Raw genomic sequence first — 17,678 nt, forward strand, 5'->3', positions numbered from 1 at the left:
AAAATACGTTAGCGCAACCGGTGAAACCGCCTTTGCGCGAACGGCGCGCCTGTTTAGCGAAACTGGTGAAAAATAGATTGACGCTAACACTTCTGGGCGGGCTTGGCGCCGTGGGCCCAGGTGTCGGTGCGGTGGGGCCAGCCCATCCACACGCGGTCCTGGGGGGCGAACTCGGCGGGCATGAAGAAGCCGTCGGCCCTAGGGGTGGACTCGGACTCGGTGATCGTACGCATAAGATTTCCTCCAAACCGGACGATCGTCTGCCGCGGGCGGGCTGCCCGCGGCCTAGGACCAAGAGATGGCGGGCGCCCGTCCCCCGGCAGAGGTCGGGGCGCCCGGCGCCGGTTTTCACGGGGTCGCACCGGCGGGCGACGACGTAGCCAGGTGCGCGGAGACAGGGCGCACGAGGGATACGGGAGAGGGGTCGGGGCGGTCGGCGGCTGCCGGAGCTATCGCCTGCACCCGCCCCGGGGAATGGTTGGCGGACCCGTCGCCCGGGCACACCTCCGAGGAGGCCGGGGTGCCCGGAACCGGGTGCCCTAGTTCTCCTCGGCCTCCTCGGCGAGGCGCTGGGCGGCCAGCTCGGGGGTGAGGCCCTTGTACTCGGTCTCGCGGCCCTTGGCGCTGACGACGCGGACGACCTCGCCGATGAGCATGAGCACGATGAAGATGATGATCATCGGGACCTTCTCGCCGATCTCGGCGGCGGAGAACGGCGCCAGCGTCGCGACGATGGCCAGGATCAGCTCGATGCAGGGGATGGCCAGCATGACCTTCATCATCGCGCCCTTGAACGGGAACGTGAAGATGCGCTCGCGGTTGGGGTCGTTCTTGCGGAGGTTGAGGAACGCCGGGAACATCGGGATGTAGGTGAGCAGCAGGAAGACGACGGAGGTGCCGAAGAGCATCCAGAAGACGCCGTTGGAGATGGCGTCGACGGGAACGAGCTGCAGGCAGAGGACCAGGGAGGCGACGACGGCGTTGACCAGGTTGGCGCCGTTGGGCATGTCGTCCTCGGAGATCATCGAGGCGAAGACCTTGGGCATGTTGCCGTGCTCGGCGGCGTAGCGGGCGACGGAGTTGACGCCGAAGGACCAGGCGGCCATGTTGGCGAACAGGGTGATCAGGAAGGCGATGCAGATGACCTTGAAGAGCACGGAATCGCCCACCATGGTCTGGACTGCGAAGATCATGCCGTAGTCGGGGTCGATGGAGTCGGCCGGGATGGCGGCGCCGATGCCGAAGCCAGCGAACAGGTAGATGACGGCAATAGCCACGCCACCGACGACGATAGCCTTGGGGATATCGCGAGCGGGATCGGCCATATCATCGGTCATGGTGCAGATAACCTCGAAGCCCATGAAGTTGAAGATGATGATGGACAGGTAGCCCAGGGCGTTGGTGTTGGTGAGCTCGGGCAGGAAGGTGGCGGCGGACATGTCGCTCGCGAAACCGTTCTCCATGGCATACCAGATGCCCAGGGCGCCGACGATGACGGCAACGGCGACCTTGATCAGGGCGCCACCGTTGAGGACCCACTCGGAGTCGGCCGCCTTGGAGCGGCCCATGAGGTAGACGATCCACACGAAGGCGAGCTCGATGCCCATCTTGGCGATCAGGTTGAACTCGACGCCAAAGACCATGCCCAGGATGTCGGGGAACATGGTCGCCAGCGAGGCGATCCACAGCGGGTAGTTGACCCAGTAGTAGTACGAAATGCGGGCGCCCCACTTGTCGCCCAGGCCATCGCGTACCCAGTCGTAAATGCCGCCCTCGCCGTCATAGGTGGTGCCGAGCTCGGCGACGACCATGCCGTAAGGGAGCAGGAAGGTCAGGATCAGGAAGATCCACCAGAAGAACTGCTGGTTGCCAATGGCAGCAGCAGGAGCGGCGGCCTCGCAAACGAAGACGACGCAGATGATGGTCGAAATGACCGTCAGGAAGGAAAGCTTTTTCTTTCCGTCACTCATATTTAATCCTTTGCTCAGTCGTTTTCAGACAGGGCGCCAGTGCTTACGCGCAGTGGCGCAGATGATGGGCAGCAAGAGACAAGCATCTGCTGCCGCCCATCAGAAAGCATCGTACAGGCCATACCACACGTCGGTGTAGATGAAGTCGGCGCCCTTGATGCACTCGGTTGTCGTCGGAGACTTTGCAGTTCTCCTCGCCGATGGCCATGAGGTCGCCCATCTCCTGCGAAGGCGGGCGAGCCGTAGCTCGCCCGACCTGGTACGTCTTACAGACCGTGCTTACCGAGAGCGGCCATGCGCTCATTGATGGTGGCGCGGTATGCCGCAGCCTTCTGCTCGTCGGGCTCGCTCTGGGGGCACAGAGTGGCCAGGATGGCGCGAATGGAGTGCTTGCGGTTCTCGGCCTCGACCCAGCACAGGGAGCGCTCGGGATCGTCCATGACCTCGTCGACGACTTCCTCGCCACGGTTGGCGGGCAGGCAGTGCATGAACATGCTGTTCGGACCGGCAACGTTCATCATATCCCAGGTCACCTGGTACTTCGGATAGAACACATCCATGTAGCTGGAGCTGGAGACTTCACTGTCGTAGAGGCCGTACCACACATCGGTGTACACGAAGTCGGCGCCCTCGATGCAGGAGATGTCATCGGAAATGGTGATGGTGCCGCCGGAGACCTTGCAGTTCTCCTCGCCGATAGCCATGAGATGCTTGCCGAACTCGGCGCGCTCCTCATCGGTGCCAATATGCAGGCAGCCGTCGGGAATCTGATGCCCCTTCGGTCCGAACTGCACGAAGTCCATGCCCATCTTCGTGCAGATGAACATGAGCGACGCGCAGGTCTGGGTGGCATCGCCGATCCAGGCAAACTTGCAGTCCTCGATCTTCTTACCGGCGGGCAAGTTCTCGATCATGGTCATGAGGTCGCCGAGCTCCTGGGTGGGATGGTTGTACTCGCTCATGCCGTTGATGACGGGGGCCGCGGAGTACTTCGCCAAGCTCACTACATCCTTATGACGATCGACGCGGGCCATGAGGATGTCGACGAGGCTTCCCATAACGCGGCCGGAGTCCTCGATGGACTCATGGCCACCCAGCTGGATGGAGCCGGGTCCGAAGAACTGGGCGTGACCGCCGAGGTCGCTCATGGCCGTCTCGAAGGAGATGCGGGTACGGGTGGACACCTGCTGGAAGATCATGCCGAGGGTCTTGTCCTTCAGCAGGTGCGGGTACTCGCCGCCCTCCTTGATGAGCCCCTTCATGGCGATGGCCAGATCTACCATGCCGAGCAGCTCTTCTTTTGTGAAGTCGTTGGTGTCGATGTAATCCTTGACCATTGAAATCTCCTTCAAAATTCGTTGGCCGGACCGCCCCTTGCGGACCGCGCTCCCATGAAGCGCCCCGAAATGAGCGAGACGCTCCCTTGCGCCACACAGCATGGGACGCACCCGTAGTTTTGAGAAGAAATAACCAGGATTATTTTCAGATTACATTAGCTCACCGCACACCTTACCCTGGCTAATCCTAGCTAATCCTAACTAATCCTAACTAGTCCTAACGCCTAGACGGATTGATATTGAACTGGTTTCTTCGCCCTGTGCGCCGCTGTCAACACCTTGCGCCTCCGTTCTAAGGAACCGACGCGCCCGATGCCCAAGAATACGTAGACGAGCTGCTCCTCGCCCTCTGCGAGCACTGTCACCTGACCGCGCGCGAGCGCGTCATCTTGAAAGAGGTGCTGCAGGGCGAGGACAACCAGAACATCGCCAGTTCGCCGCAACTGGCCCTGGGCACCGTGCAGGCCCATGTGCACAACATTCTGAAGAAAACCGGCACCACCACCCGCCAAGAACTCACCCAGCTGTTCTGGAAGGGATGAAGAACGGCCGAAGCGGCTGATCCCGTAGGGGGCGGCCGCAGCCGGTGTGAGGGAGATTGGATGCAGACTTATCGGAGTCGACCCCGACGATGGTCAGCTTGGCATCGTCGATGTTCACGGTGAACTGGTCGGTCACGTCGTTGCCGTCGGAATCGATGACGACGGCTTGGCCGGAAACCTTGACAGGGTACTCGCCTGCATCGGTGCCCGCTGCAGAAGCCTCGACGCCGGAAACGTAGAAGGTCTGACCATTGATCTGGAACTCCAGGGCCTCGAAACCGGATACGGACTTCTCGGTGCCGTCGTAGGTCACGGACTTGGAATTGGGAGTGAGGGTGATCTGGTACTTCTCGCTACGGTCGGTAACGGTCAGGGTTCCGTACGTCTTGTTGATCTGATAGTTGTCCAGATTGGTTCCCTCGTTGGGGATGCATTCGAATGTATTCTCGGAGGAGCCGACGATCTTCTGCGAGCCGGTGAAAGAATAGGTGGCACCTTGGCCATCGACCCAACCAGTGCCCCCGACGATAACATCGTCGTTGGTCAGCGGCTCGCCGTCGTACTCCTTCGAACCACTCGCGGAGGTCAGGGTGACCGGACGCTTTTCGACCGTCAATTTACCTTCGTTCTTCACGATGTTGTAATATTCGGCAATAGACGGGTCGAGCGTTACACGAATCGCATTTTTCGATGTGCCACAATCGGTCTGAGAACCTACAAACTCTATTTCCATATGGTGAATAATAACCGAGTTTTTGTTGGCTATGCGTCGTTTGAATGTAATTACCTCTCTAATAAATCAAATATGTTACTTTTCAGCACCATCAAACCAGATTCTGCCTCCTTCGAATTAGGCACCCACCCCATCAAGACCACGAAGCATCCCCGCCCTCAGCCTCGGCCTGCTAGTCATGTGCCTGTTCACCTGGGAGAAAGCATGCCAAAGGCAGAGCTGGACCATGGTTTGCGGCCACACCTTCGCAACCGCGCGATGAGGACGACGAGGTCCCTGGCGAGGTATATGCCGTCGACGAAGACGACCCTGTGGACCTCGTCGACGCACTCGGGCATGGGTCAGACCTCCCGGAACTCGGCCGTCCTGCTCCTGAAGGCCCGACCGCCGCGGTAGGGGCAATAGACGGTCTTCATGGGCACCTCTTCCGAAAGGGTTTTTAACGGTTCCGGAAAAGGTTATCTGCCTGCGGGAACGATAGGCAACCGGACACACATTCTGTCCGAGCGGTTAAAAGCGGGCACGAAATTCAAACGGCTGAAAAAGGGGCATCGACCTGTGCCGATGCCCCCAACGTGGACACACATTTTGTCCTATAAGCCTTAGCCAACAGATTGCCTGCACAAAAAACATGGCCACCCGCAAAGGGTGGCCATGTAGATTCTATCTGCAAGAAATCTTTTGCGTGCGTGGTGTGCTTTCGCGCATTCAGTCATGCGCACCTTCGCGCTTTCACACTTTAGCACGTTCATGCGTTCATGCGTTCACGCTTTCCGCATTCTCGCGTTCGCGCTTTCGTACTGGTCTATTCGCCTGTACGAATTACCACGTGCGGGAATTCATCTGGCGGAACTGAGCAACGGTTGGAGCGTGCGAATTCATGCCGCCGTCAACGTTGATGATCTGTCCCGTGGTGTAGGTACTTTCATCGGAGCCAAAATACACGGCTGCATGAGCAATGTCTTCTGGGCAACCGTAGCGGTTAACCATGATGCTACCCAAGAAGATATCTTTGAGCATCTGAGGAACCTTCGCCTCGTTTTCTGGCGTAACAATCAAGCCTGGACGGATGCAATTGCAGCGGATGTTGTCTTTGCCGTATTGCAAGGCAACGTATTGCGTGAAGATGTCTACGCCCGCCTTGGCGCATGCATAAGCGGTAGAACCTAAGTCGCCTGCACATGATGCCATAGAGCCAATGTTTACGATTGCGCCGCCACCAATTTCTTTCATGTAGGGGATAGCGCACTTCGTTGCATAGAAGGTGCCACGCAGGTCGCTTTCCAAAATAGCGTCCCACATTTCAAGGGTGAGCTCGTCAACACGACCGTCCTTGAGGGCAACGTTTGCTGCATTGTTTACCAAAATGTCGAGCTTGCCGTATTGCTCTACAGTGTCTGCAATAAGCGCTTCGATGCTTGCTGGTTCGGTAATGTCGAAATAGTGGAAGCTTGCCTTGCCGCCTGCTTCAACAATTTGATCAACTACAACTTGGCCTTTTTCGGCACGACGGCCACTAATAACAACCGTTGCGCCCTCGGCTGCGTATACCTTTGCGATACCGATGCCAATACCGCTGGTGGAGCCCGTTACGATAGCAACTTTGCCTTCGAGTCTACCCATTGTGTTCCCTTTCTCGTCAAATTAATCGATAAGGTATTTTTATTCCTTTTTCGCGTTTTTGTGAATATTTGCATAGAAAAAGCGGATGGCAGGCGTGGGGATTTCGGCAGGAAGGGAAGGGGCCGGCCGCGTTGCGTGCACTGCCGTATTCTTTTCTGCAGGAAAATATGTTGAGCTGCTCGTTTTTCTGTTTGAATAGTAGACAGATTTAGCATGGTCATAGGCTGCTGGCAAACAATTTACTCCCTCAACAAAACGCTTGCTCTCTGACATGCCATGCTCGGCGCACAAAGTTGGCACCTTCCCAGACGGGAAGGTGCCTTTTCTGATTATCTTAGCGCTTCATTTCAATGGAGCTGCACCAATGGTATCCGTGCTTATTTATAGTTGTTGCGCTTTCTGAACGTGAAGAGCGCCCCAGCACCGGCAGCGATCGCAACGCCGCAGATGCCCATTGCATAGGGGGCGGCACTATCGCCGGTGTGAGGGAGATTGGATGCAGACTTATCGGAGTCGCCCCCGACGATGGTCAGCTTGGCATCGTCGATGTTCACGGTGAACTGGTCGGTCACGTCGTTGCCGTCGGAATCGATGACGACAGCTTGGCCGGAAACCTTGACAGGGTACTCGCCCGCATCGGTGCCCGCTGCAGAAGCCTCAACGCCGGAAACGTAGAAGGTCTGACCATTGATCTGGAACTCCAGGGTCTCGAAACCGGATACGGACTTCTCGGTGCCATCGTAGGTCACGGACTTGGAATTGGGAGTGAGGGTGATCTGGTACTTCTCGCTACGGTCGGTAACGGTCAGGGTTCCATACGTCTTGTTGATCTGATAGTTGTCCAGATTGGTTCCCTCGTTGGGGATGCATTCGAATGTATTCTCGGAGGAGCCGACGATCTTCTGCGAGCCGGTGAAAGAATAGGTGGCACCTTGGCCATCGACCCAACCAGTGCCCCAGGTAGCCTCCCCAACGGTGACCTTGTGATTGGTCAAGGGCTTGCCGTCGTACTCCTTGGAGCCACTCGCGGAGGTCAGGCTGACCGGACGCTTTTCGACCGTCAAGACACCATACCCCCTGATAATAAGATTATAGTGTTCCTCGAAGTATTCCTCACTACCTGAAGGTAACACTACGTCAAACGTATTTTCCGATTCGCCAGCATTCGTCCGAGAGGTCCTATTGAATTGGACTCTGTCTTCGTCAAAAGGAGCCCAACCGTCCCCATCGACACTAATTCCTCCGATAAGAGGCCTTCCGTCATAGGTCTTAGAGTAGTTCGCGGAAGACAAATATACGGTACGCTTTGTAATCTCGATATCGAATCGTTCCTCAGCCACATCACCCCCCGAAACCTTCAAAGTCACGTGGCCGAGTTTAGTTCCCGTTACAGAAACGGTACTGTGATCTGGATAAAGACTATCAAGATACGAGATTTTGATAGCTCCACCGTCCACAGTGGACCAATCCCAAATATAGTTAGACCTTGATGTTCTATTGGTATATTGTGCAGTCATGTAGTACTTAATCTGATTTGGGCCACTGATTGCAGGGGCATCAGCGAAAGCTGCGACGGGCAGAAAAGATGCTGCCAGCACTGCCGCCAGCATCACCCTCGCAAATCTTTTCGCAAGCGATTGGGAGAGAACTGCAGTTTCGACCTCTCCCCATTTGGAGAATTTGGAATCCATGAAGCTCATGTCTGCTCCAATCGCATCGAATTGAACCAACGTAAAACGCAACACGACGTACAGTGTGTTGCTGCGTTTTTTCGATTTGGTAAAGAATAACCGAATCTTTGTTGGCTATGCGTCGTTTGAATGTAATTACCTCTCTAATAAATCATATTTGTTACTTTTCTGCACCACCAAACCAGATTCTGCCTCCTTCGAATTAGGCACCCACCCCATCAAGACCACGAAGCATCCCCGCCCAGAGCAAGCCCGAGCCGAGCAAGGGACATGCCCGAAAAGAATTCTCTGTTAACATGAAATGCAATGTTGCAATAGGGAACGCACGCTTGAATTGGAGGATACGATGAAGATACAGGTTAAAGAGACCTTGGCCAGGCGCCGGACGGTTTTCGTCCTCACGCTCGCAGCCATCGTCGGCGTTTGCGCTTTCACCTTCTCCGGCGCCCAGAATTACGCTTGGGCCGAAGGCGAGGGACCCATTGCCACTTGGAATGAAGTCAAAGCGCCGGGATATGGCGTCGTTAAAGCAAATGAAAAGAACCTTTCGCTTGAAATAAAAATAGATAGCTCGAACGATCACCTGGAGGCCCATTTCACGAATAACGGCGGAGATACAATTCACCCATCTGTCCTTGAGTTGACAACGGAAGATGGATCAGTATTAACCGCCTATTTTGGTGAAGATATTCTTCCTACCAATCAAGCAGCATCTTCCATTGAAGGCTCGAAACCCACTACCCGATTCACTAAAGCAGAGCTTTACGAAACCGTCACCGTGACCTTCAATATGAACAGCCACGGAACCCAGATCATCAACCCCATTACGGTCAAGAAGGGGACGTCCGTCACCCTGCCCGAGCCCACCGATACCGACTATGACTTCGGCGGCTGGTTCACCGATGAGAGCCTCACCACCTCGTTCAACGGTACCGCCGCTACAAGCATGACCGTCTACGCCAAATGGACCAAAAAGGAAAAGGTCACCGTTTCCTTCGAATCCAAATATGGCACTGCTCCTGAGGCCAAGACCGTGAGCAAAGGCGGTGTCGTCGAACTCCCTAATCTAGGCACTGACGGCGACTACACATTCGTTGGCTGGATCATGAAGGGCTCCGAAGGCACCGATCCCTTTATCGGCGAATACACCGCTAAAGAAAACATCACCTTCACGGCTGTCTGGGAAGCTCCCTCCACTCCCATCATCGAAATGGTCGATGTCACCTTCGACATGAACGGCCACGGCGACAGTGTGACCAAGCAGACCGAGAAGGGCAAGCCCATCACCTTTATCGATGATCCCGCCGCCGAAGGCTATACCTTCAAGGGCTGGACCTACGACAAGGAAGGCAAGCAGGCCTTCGACGCCAAGAAGAACGCAGACCAGGACACCACCCTGTACGCCCAGTGGAAGAAGAATGCCGACTCCGCTCCCACCAACTCAACAATCCCTCGGACCGGTGACAACCAGATGGCACTCCTGGCATCCCTCTGCTTCAGTGCAGCAGCCCTGATCGCAGTCGGCATCGCGTTAGCCGCGTATCACAAACGCAAGCACGCATAAAGCATACGTGACGTTACCGTTCTAATTCTCGATCTAAACAGAGGGGAGTCCCGCGGGACTCCCCTTCCCATTCGCGTACCTAATTACGCTGTTCCTACTAAAATTGGGAATTCTATTCCCAGTTTTCTCTTATTCCCACTCAATGGTCGCGGGCGGCTTGGACGTAATGTCGTAGCACACGCGGTTGGCGCCGGGAACCTCGGCAACGATGCGGCCGGAAATGCGGGCCAGCACATCGTAGGGCAGCTTGGCCCAGTCGGCGGTCATGGCATCACTGGATTCGACGGCACGCAGGATGATCGGGCGCTGATAGGTGCGCTCGTCGCCCATAACGCCAACGGACTTGATGTCGGGCAGGACCGCGAAATACTGCCAGCAGCTGTGCTCGGAGTTGCGCTCGCCGGTCTGCTCAAACAGGCGCTGGTTGTAGGCATCCAGCTCCTCGCGCACGATGGCATCGGCGTTTTTGAGGATCTCGAGCTTCTCCTTGTCGACCGCACCGATAATGCGGATGGCCAGACCCGGGCCCGGGAAAGGCTGACGGAACACGATATGACCCGGCAGGCCCAGTGCCAGACCAAGCGCGCGGACCTCGTCCTTAAAGAAGTGATCAAGCGGCTCAATGAGGTCGAAGTGTACGCCCTCGGGGAACGGGATCAGGTTGTGATGGCTCTTGATGGTGGCCGTCTTGCCGCCCGTCTTGCGAGCGCCGGACTCGATGATGTCGGGGTAGATGGTGCCCTGAGCCAGGTACTTGACCGGCTTGCCATCGGTCTCGAGCTGCTGCGCCACGGCGAAAAACTCTTTCCAGAACTGAGTACCGATGATGCGGCGCTTCTCCTCGGGCTCGGTCACGCCGGCCAGAAGCTCGGCATAACGGTCCTCGGCGTGAACGTGGATAAAGTCGACATCGAACTGCTTGGTGAAGACCTCCTCCACCTGCTCGGGCTCGCCCTTGCGCAGCAGGCCGTGGTTGATGAACACACAGGTCATCTGCTTGCCCACGGCGCGAGCGCCCAGCGCAGCCACGACGGAGGAGTCGACGCCACCGGACAGGGCCAGAATCACGCGGTCGTTACCGACCTTCTCGCGGAACTCGGCTGTCATGGTCTCGACCAGGTTGTCCATGCTCCAGTTGGGCTCCAGGCCGCAGATCTCAAACAGGAAGTTGCTCAGCAGCTGCTGACCGTACTCGGAGTGCTTGACCTCGGGGTGGAACTGCGTGGTGAAAATCTTGCGCTCGGGGCACTCCATGGCGGCAACCGGGCACACGTCGGTGCTGGCGGTAACGGTAAAGCCCTCGGGCACCTCGGACACGGCGTCGCGGTGGCTCATCCACACGGTTTGCTGCATGGGCGTGGAGTTAAAGAGCTTGGCGCCGGCCGTGCGTGTGATGGTAGCACGGCCGTACTCGCCCACCTCTGAGTGGCCGACCTTGCCGCCGAGCGTCACGGCCGTGATCTGATGGCCGTAGCAGAAGCCCAGGACGGGAAGGCCCAGGTCAAAGATGGCAGGATCGATGGACGGAGCGTCCTCGGCATACACGGAGGCCGGGCCGCCGGAAAGGATGAGCGCAGAGGCGTTCATCTCGCGAATCTCATCGGCCGAGATGTCGCAGGGAACAATCTCGGAATACACGTTGAGGTCGCGGACGCGACGGGCAATGAGCTGACCGTACTGCGCACCAAAGTCGAGTACGAGGACCTTTGCGGAAGCCTTTTGATCCATGGTTTCCCCCTCTTGTTGGCGGGGAGCCGATGCCCACCCGCGCGAATAAACGAGAATAACTTTCATAGTGTACACGTTATATGGGGTTTCTCGTCCCTCGCAGCCATCAGCGCACGGCAAACGCACGACCTGGGCCCCTATTTGACGGCAATTGAAGTGTTACCAAACGTTACAGATGATGTAATACGTTTGAACATTGGACACCCTGTGCCACAATACTGCCGAACGACTCCGCCTCTGGGGCGGCAAATACGATAGGAACACCAACATGAAGCGCATCCTTCTCATCGCCACGGGCGGCACCATCGCATCGACCGAGGACGGCAACGGCCTCTCCCCCGCCCTAACCGGTGAGGAACTCGCCCAGAGCGTCCCCGAGATCTCGGGCCTCTGCGAGCTCGACGTCGTGCAGCCCATGAACATCGACAGCACCAATATGCGTCCCAGTGACTGGATGCGTATCCGCGACGTCATCGTCGAGGGCTATGCCGACCACGACGGCTTCGTGATTCTGCACGGCACCGACACCATGAGCTACACCGCGGCGGCGCTTTCTTACCTGATTCAGGACAGCCCCAAGCCCATCGTGCTCACCGGCTCGCAAAAGCCCATGGGCAACCCCTTTACCGATGCCAAGCTCAATCTGTACCAGAGCCTGCTCTATGCGCTTGACGAGCATTCACACGACGTCTCAATCGTGTTTGGCGGTGTGGCCATCGCCGGCACGCGCGCCCGCAAGCAGCGCACCATGAGCTTTAACGCGTTCATCAGCGTCAACTATCCGCCCATTGCCTACATCCGCAACGACCGCATCGTGCGCAACGGGCTCCACGGCACCCACCAGAATGAGAGCCCGGTTCGTTTCTACGACCGTATCGACCCGCGCGTGTTTGTCCTTAAGCTCACGCCCGGCGTGAATCCAGGCATATTGGACGCCCTGACCGATAGCTACGACGCCGTAATTCTGGAGACCTTTGGCATTGGCGGTATTCCCGAGTTTGGCGAGTCCGGCGAGTCATTCCAGGAGGCGATTTTCCGCTGGGTCGATTCGGGTCGCACCGTCGTTATGACCACACAGGTCCCCGAAGAGGGCCTCGATCTGGGTGTTTATGAGGTCGGCCGTGCCTACGCCGACCATCCGGGTATTTTGCGCGGCGACGATATGACCACCGAAACGCTCGTGGCCAAGACCATGTGGGCGCTCGGCCAGTCACGTGATGCGGCCGAGATTCAGCGCCTGTTCTACAGCCAAGTCAACCATGACCGCATCCCGATGGTGTAGCTAAAACAAAATCCGCCTCTTTGGGCCTTGTGGGGCACGTGGTACCTCTCGGAACGTGCAAAAAGCGGAGTTTTCAGCACCCGCCCCTTCCGGAAACGTTAAAATCGCTAGCTGTAAATCGCTTTTCGGCTCGATAGGCTCGTCCCACGCGTCTATTATTCCTCATAATAATGAATTTTGTGGATAATCCAAAACAGCAAGCATCGTATTTGCGCCTTCGGTTGCTGTCAATTTATTGAGGGATGCTGAATACTCGGGTTTTTGCACGCCGCCGTCGGGGGGACCCGTTCAGCAAACGACAAATCTAGCAAAAACGCCTACTCAATGCCCTCGAGAAGCTCTGACACCGTCATACCAAGCGCGGGCGCAAGTTTAAATAAAATCTCGAGCGTGCTGTTTGCCGTTCCGCTTTCGATTTGATCGAGATAAGGTCGGCTGATTCCAACCGCCACGCAAAAATCGACCTTGGAGATACCAAGGGCCTTGCGCGTCCGCTCGACTCGCTCGCCAAGAATCTGTTTCGCATGTTCGTTCATGCAGACGAGTTTGAAATGGAGCAAAACAAAAACGTAAACTATAGTTTACGTTTTGCCCAATATACAGGAGTTTTCTATGTCGGGTTCTTCGGTCCGCATGTACCGAGCCACGCTTCGCACAAACAGCGCACCGCCCAAGCTCGTCGTCGTTGAAGCAGAATGCCTTTCGCCCGATGAGCGCACAGCATTTGCATTGCTATCAAGTCGCGTCGCCGCCGTTTTGGTCCCTTGCCCGGCGCAAGGTGAACTTGCCATCCAATGCCAAGCGCACGGCTGCTCACTCAATCAGGCTGCCGTAATAGCAACCAGCCGGCGTGGCCTGCCCCTTCTCTTGGAAGCCGGTATCGCGCTCTGCCTTCGCGGTGCCGGATACGAAAACGAGGCCGCCGCCGATGTGGTCTTTCAACCACGATCGAGCGGCGGCCTCGCAGCAGCCATCGAATATGCTTGCAGGCTCGTTGCCTAAACGCGCAAGCTAAAAGCCCAGGCCAAAGCCTGTGCCGGTAATCGCCGAATACATAAAGTAGACGTTAATTACGTTGAGGAATACGCCCGTGATGCAGCCGTTTCGCAGGTAGCGCTCGCACACGATGCGCGCCATGGCGGCGGAGTCCTCATTGTTCTTTGCCTGGCGTCCCGCCGTAAAGTACGTCGCCACGCTCAGCAGCAGGTTGAGTACCGGCAGCGCCAGCAGCTCATAGCTCTTGCCCCAGCGCGTCACCTCACCGGCGGCATTAAACTTTGTTGCCACCTCGGGACCAATGTTAGGGATTACAAACGCTGCGACCACCAGCGGAAGCACTGCAAGCACCAGCAGCGCGATGCCCATGTAGCCAGCTTTTTTTCCATATTTAAACATGCTCGCCGTCCTTACACGTTAAAGCGGAAGTGCACGACGTCGCCATCGGCCATGACATACTCTTTGCCCTCGATGCGCAGCTTGCCTGCAGCCTTGGCGCCTTGCTCGCCACCGAGCTCGATGTAGTCGTCATAGCCAATGACCTCGGCCTTAATAAAGCCGCGCTCAAAGTCGGTATGGATGACACCGGCGGCCTGCGGGGCGGTCGCGCCCTGACGCACCGTCCAGGCCTTGACCTCCATCTCGCCAGCCGTAAAGAACGACTGCAGACCGAGCAGCTTGTAGGCTGCCTGCGCGAGCACGTCCAGGCCGGGCTGCTCCAGGCCCAGGCTCTCCAGGTAGTCGGCCGCATCCTCGGGATCGAGCTCGGAAAGCTCGGCCTCGATCTTGGCGCAGATCGGCAGTGGCTTGACGCCATCGATGGGCGCCAGGTCCTCGTTGAGCATGTCCTCGTCCACGTTGGCCACATACAAGATGGGCTTCATGGTGAGTAGGAACAGGCCCTTGGCAGCGGCGCGCTCCTCGTCGGTCATCTCCATGGACGCGGCGCGCTTGCCCTCGTTGAGCCAGGCGAGCAGGCGCTTGGCGACCTCAAACTTGGGCATGAGCTCCTTGTCGCGCTTGGCCTCCTTCTCGAGCTTAGGCAGCTGCTTCTCGAGCGTGCCCATGTCGGCCAGGACAAGCTCGGTCATGATGGTGTCGGCATCGCCGGCGGGATCGACGAACTCGCCCGTGCGACCCACCTCACGCATGACGTTGGGATCCTTAAAATAGCGCACGACCTCGCAGATAGCGTCGGTCTCGCGAATGTTTGCCAAGAACTGGTTGCCCAGGCCCTCGCCCTCGTTGGCACCCTTCACCAGGCCCGCGATGTCGACAAACTCGACCGTAGCCGGCACAATGCGGCCAGGGTTGACAATGTCGGCGAGCTTTTGCAGGCGGCTATCGGGCACATCGACGATACCCACGTTGGGGTCGATCGTGGCGAACGGGTAGTTGGCGGCAAGGCCGGTCTTTTTGGTAAGCGCGGTGAACAGCGTCGACTTGCCCACGTTGGGCAGGCCCACGATACCGATGGAAAGGGACACGACAGCTCCTTTTGGTACAGGTACTTCAAACTGCATAAGTATAGCGCCGCCACAGCATCCGGGCGAATCCGGACACCGCGGCGGCGCAAATGAAGCAGAGATTGGGGTAGCTGGCTAGTCCGCGAGCTTCTCCACCTGGTCGAGCATCTTGTCGAGCTTGGCCTTCGCCTCGGCTTTTACCTTTTGGGCCTCTTCGTGGGCTTTGGCCTTCTGAGCGGCCTTTTCCTCGGCTTCGGGGTCGACGACAACCAAGTTGGACGCATCGTGTTCGACCAGCTTGAGCGCATGTTCGGGACAAACCTTGACACAGGCGCCGCAGCCCAAGCAATATGTGGACTCCAACGCGAAGCGGCCGCTTCCCACCAAATCGCAGGCGAACGTGGGGCATACATTGACGCACTCGCCACACGACGTGCACTTGTCAAAATCGCACTCCGGCGTGCTCACCTGCATGTTCTGGGCAAGCTCGGGGTGGTTCTGCAGTGTCGAAAGCACCAGCTGCCGCCCGTGCGTGAGCGAACGGCGACGCTTTGCCGTCGTGGTGCCGCACATGGTGTTGAGCGTGCGCTCCAGCTGGGTGATCTGATGGCGATGGGCCTTCAACTTTTGCGTCACCGAGGCCAGCGCCGCCGTCGCCGGGTTGAGCTTGGTCACCGTCAGACCCGTCGTGCGGGCAATCTTTTCCATGTACTCCTTGCGCTCGTACTCGCGGAGCTTATGGCACTTGAGGCTCTTGGGGTCGACCTCCAGGCCCATACCCGTGCCAGACCACTCCTCAGCCTTCGCAATCGCCTCGCCCAGGATATCCTCCCCACCGGTGTTGCGGCATTTATCGCACACGCCCAGCGGAAGGTACACACTCACGTTGGGATAGTCCGCCAGTACCGAGAACCAGGTCTCGGCCGTAATATCGCCCACGCAGGCAACGACGACCTCGTTCTCGCGCGGCATGCGCTTGAGGGCACGTGTGCAGGTGACGTAGGCGGTCTCGTGGCTCGTTGCCGCCGAGACAATGTCGTCATACAGGTTTTTGGGCGCCAGGCGCGGCGAGATGATTGCCTCGGTCGGACAGGCAGCGGCGCACAGGCCGCACTTGCGGCAGGAGTCGAAAATCTCGATGGAGTCTTCCTCGACCTCGATAGCGTTGACCGGGCACACATCCATGCACGCGGAGCAGCCACTCTTTTCGTTTTTGCAGGTCAGGCACGGAATGGTGTTGCCGCGCGGACGCTCCTTGTAGTCGGCGGGATTCCACTGCGGCGCCGACGGATCGAGCGCATCGGTCACACCGCCAAGCGGGTTTTTAAGAAAGTCGAAACCCTTGCTGATCTCGATAATGTCATCAAACAGATCGTGTTCCTGCGCCATGCGCGGCCCCTCCCTGAGCAGTGCAAACAAGCAAGAGATAATGATACGCTATCGGCCCACGCCTCGGGCAAATTACATGCGGCGCATCATTGAGACAAATAGCCTATGGCCTATCGCCGCCTCGATTGCACAAGGTCAATCAAGCGCCAAGCTATGCCTCGCACATGAGCTGCACGAGCTTTTGTTTGGTCACCTTGGCCTGTTCGTTAGCCATATTGCGCTCGTTCTTAAAAGTTGCGTCCGCAACGCTCAGCAGGTCGGCATCGGAAATCTCGCCAAGGCCCAGCTCCTCGAGTGTCGTCGGCAGACCCACGCGCTGGCAAAACTCGAGCACCTGATCAAGCTCGGGCGCGCACTCCAAACGAAGCTGCACCACCAGGCCAAATGCCACGGCCTCACCATGCATGGCCTTGCACTCGGGCAGAATCGTCAGGCCGTTGGCGATGGCATGGGCAAGCGCTAGGCCACCGCTCTCAAAGCCGACGCCCGAGAGTAGGATATTGCACTCGATCAGACGCTCAACCGCCGGCGATATACGACCCTTTTTAAGATCGCGCTTGGCAGCGACACCAAACTCCATAAGCGTGTCATAGCAGGCACGAGCCGCAACCAAGGCCAAGTGTCCCGGCGCGCCACCGTGCTCGTTGGCGCCGTGCGCCGCGGCGCACGAACGCGCCTCGAAATACGTTGCCAGTGCGTCGCCCATGCCAGCGACCGTCATACGCAGCGGGGCTGCCGCGACCACGCAGGTATCGACCACAACCAAATCTGGATTCTTTTCGAGCATCAGGTAGCGGTCGAACGATCCATCCTCGTGATACAGCACCGAAATCGCGCTGCACGGGCCGTCCATCGAAGCCGCCGTGGGGCATACGCACAACGGCAACTCGGCATAAAACGCAACGGCCTTGGCGATATCGAGCATCTTGCCGCCGCCAATACCCACCACCATGTCGCAATACTCAGCCTGGGCTTCCTTGGCCATTTCGACAACGGCCTCTTCCGTACACGGACCGTCATAAATCTTAAAGAACGGCTCGCTTAGATCTTCGTCCAGAAATCCATCGACGATCTGCCTGCACAGCCGATCCTCGGTGCCTTGGTCAAACAGGACATAGGCGGAGCATCCCAACCACGACAGGTATCTGCCCTGACGCGAAAGTTCGCCCGGCCCCTGAACATACCGGCCGGGACCGCCATAAACCATAGGAAGCGCCATACGAGAATCCGCCCTTCATCAAACAACGATTGGTGCAAAGCCACCTGTCCCCTTGTGGCAACTTGGCGCATTGAGGACAGGTTAGATTGCACCATAGAAAAAGGGTCCCGCGCACAGAGCGCGAGACCCTTATCAGAA

General features: G+C 57.7%; 17 protein-coding genes. 4 read left to right on the forward strand and 13 right to left on the reverse strand.

What is annotated here, in order from left to right; all coding sequences use genetic code 11:
* Positions 1 to 83: 83 nt before the first annotated feature.
* The 3 genes from ACTNDJ_RS07140 to ptcA form a co-directional block, all read right to left on the reverse strand.
* Complete coding sequence (locus ACTNDJ_RS07140) at positions 84 to 233, reverse strand: agmatine deiminase family protein (RefSeq protein WP_441064160.1); 150 nt, start codon at positions 231 to 233, stop codon at positions 84 to 86.
* 306 nt (positions 234 to 539) lie between these two features.
* The gene (locus ACTNDJ_RS07145) at positions 540 to 1,970 is read right to left on the reverse strand and encodes an APC family permease (RefSeq protein WP_441064158.1); all 1,431 of its coding nucleotides are present in this window, start codon (positions 1,968 to 1,970) and stop codon (positions 540 to 542) included.
* A gap of 266 nt (positions 1,971 to 2,236) precedes the next feature.
* On the reverse strand, positions 2,237 to 3,307 hold the full coding sequence (gene ptcA / locus ACTNDJ_RS07150) for a putrescine carbamoyltransferase (protein WP_441056337.1): 1,071 nt from the start codon (positions 3,305 to 3,307) through the stop codon (positions 2,237 to 2,239).
* Between the two features lie 398 nt (positions 3,308 to 3,705).
* On the opposite strand from ptcA, the gene ACTNDJ_RS07155 reads away from it, so the two are divergent.
* Positions 3,706 to 3,849 carry a LuxR C-terminal-related transcriptional regulator gene (locus tag ACTNDJ_RS07155; protein WP_441064162.1) on the forward strand — a complete coding sequence of 48 codons (144 nt, stop codon included), beginning with the start codon at positions 3,706 to 3,708 and terminating at the stop codon, positions 3,847 to 3,849.
* Here the strand turns inward: ACTNDJ_RS07155 and ACTNDJ_RS07160 are convergent.
* From ACTNDJ_RS07160 to ACTNDJ_RS07175, 4 genes are all read right to left on the reverse strand, one after another.
* Positions 3,824 to 4,465, reverse strand: a complete 642-nt coding sequence (locus tag ACTNDJ_RS07160; RefSeq protein ID WP_441083496.1) for a hypothetical protein — start codon at positions 4,463 to 4,465, stop codon at positions 3,824 to 3,826. The two genes, ACTNDJ_RS07155 and ACTNDJ_RS07160, sit on opposite strands and share 26 nt — an antisense overlap.
* A 939-nt stretch (positions 4,466 to 5,404) precedes the next feature.
* Entirely contained in the window at positions 5,405 to 6,205 is an 801-nt protein-coding gene (locus ACTNDJ_RS07165) for an SDR family NAD(P)-dependent oxidoreductase (protein ID WP_123220203.1), read from the reverse strand.
* 39 nt (positions 6,206 to 6,244) lie between these two features.
* Positions 6,245 to 6,496 carry a hypothetical protein gene (locus ACTNDJ_RS07170; RefSeq protein WP_441064155.1) on the reverse strand — a complete coding sequence of 84 codons (252 nt, stop codon included), beginning with the start codon at positions 6,494 to 6,496 and terminating at the stop codon, positions 6,245 to 6,247.
* A gap of 86 nt (positions 6,497 to 6,582) precedes the next feature.
* Positions 6,583 to 7,269 (reverse strand): LPXTG cell wall anchor domain-containing protein, encoded by a 687-nt coding sequence (locus tag ACTNDJ_RS07175; protein WP_441064153.1) that lies wholly within the window; start codon positions 7,267 to 7,269, stop codon positions 6,583 to 6,585.
* A gap of 973 nt (positions 7,270 to 8,242) precedes the next feature.
* On the opposite strand from ACTNDJ_RS07175, the gene ACTNDJ_RS07180 reads away from it, so the two are divergent.
* Positions 8,243 to 9,460 (forward strand): InlB B-repeat-containing protein, encoded by a 1,218-nt coding sequence (locus ACTNDJ_RS07180; RefSeq protein ID WP_441064152.1) that lies wholly within the window; start codon positions 8,243 to 8,245, stop codon positions 9,458 to 9,460.
* 129 nt (positions 9,461 to 9,589) lie between these two features.
* Here ACTNDJ_RS07180 and guaA read toward each other — a convergent pair whose 3' ends face one another.
* The gene (guaA, locus tag ACTNDJ_RS07185; protein WP_427719448.1) at positions 9,590 to 11,188 is read right to left on the reverse strand and encodes a glutamine-hydrolyzing GMP synthase; all 1,599 of its coding nucleotides are present in this window, start codon (positions 11,186 to 11,188) and stop codon (positions 9,590 to 9,592) included.
* Positions 11,189 to 11,456: 268 nt separating this feature from the next.
* Here guaA and ACTNDJ_RS07190 point away from each other — a divergent pair, with 268 nt between their 5' ends.
* Entirely contained in the window at positions 11,457 to 12,470 is a 1,014-nt protein-coding gene (locus ACTNDJ_RS07190) for an asparaginase (protein ID WP_427795021.1), read from the forward strand.
* 317 nt (positions 12,471 to 12,787) lie between these two features.
* Here the strand turns inward: ACTNDJ_RS07190 and ACTNDJ_RS07195 are convergent, their stop codons facing one another.
* Positions 12,788 to 13,006: a helix-turn-helix domain-containing protein gene (locus ACTNDJ_RS07195; RefSeq protein ID WP_427719445.1), complete on the reverse strand. Its 219-nt coding sequence runs from the start codon at positions 13,004 to 13,006 to the stop codon at positions 12,788 to 12,790.
* Between the two features lie 76 nt (positions 13,007 to 13,082).
* Here ACTNDJ_RS07195 and ACTNDJ_RS07200 point away from each other — a divergent pair, with 76 nt between their 5' ends.
* Complete coding sequence (locus ACTNDJ_RS07200) at positions 13,083 to 13,472, forward strand: hypothetical protein (RefSeq protein WP_441064151.1); 390 nt, start codon at positions 13,083 to 13,085, stop codon at positions 13,470 to 13,472.
* Between the two features lie 9 nt (positions 13,473 to 13,481).
* Here ACTNDJ_RS07200 and ACTNDJ_RS07205 read toward each other — a convergent pair whose 3' ends face one another.
* The 4 genes from ACTNDJ_RS07205 to ACTNDJ_RS07220 form a co-directional block, all read right to left on the reverse strand.
* Positions 13,482 to 13,865: a DUF1648 domain-containing protein gene (locus ACTNDJ_RS07205; protein WP_427719441.1), complete on the reverse strand. Its 384-nt coding sequence runs from the start codon at positions 13,863 to 13,865 to the stop codon at positions 13,482 to 13,484.
* Positions 13,866 to 13,876: 11 nt separating this feature from the next.
* A complete protein-coding gene (gene ychF, locus ACTNDJ_RS07210) occupies positions 13,877 to 14,953 on the reverse strand; it encodes a redox-regulated ATPase YchF (RefSeq protein ID WP_441064149.1) in 1,077 nt (358 codons plus the stop codon).
* A gap of 114 nt (positions 14,954 to 15,067) precedes the next feature.
* Entirely contained in the window at positions 15,068 to 16,321 is a 1,254-nt protein-coding gene (locus tag ACTNDJ_RS07215) for a 4Fe-4S binding protein (RefSeq protein ID WP_441064147.1), read from the reverse strand.
* A 151-nt stretch (positions 16,322 to 16,472) separates the two neighbouring features.
* On the reverse strand, positions 16,473 to 17,540 hold the full coding sequence (locus ACTNDJ_RS07220) for a glycerol dehydrogenase (protein WP_441064146.1): 1,068 nt from the start codon (positions 17,538 to 17,540) through the stop codon (positions 16,473 to 16,475).
* Positions 17,541 to 17,678: the final 138 nt, after the last annotated feature.

It is taken from the genome of Collinsella sp. HCP3S3_D1 (assembly GCF_052064015.1).
GTDB lineage: Bacteria > Actinomycetota > Coriobacteriia > Coriobacteriales > Coriobacteriaceae > Collinsella.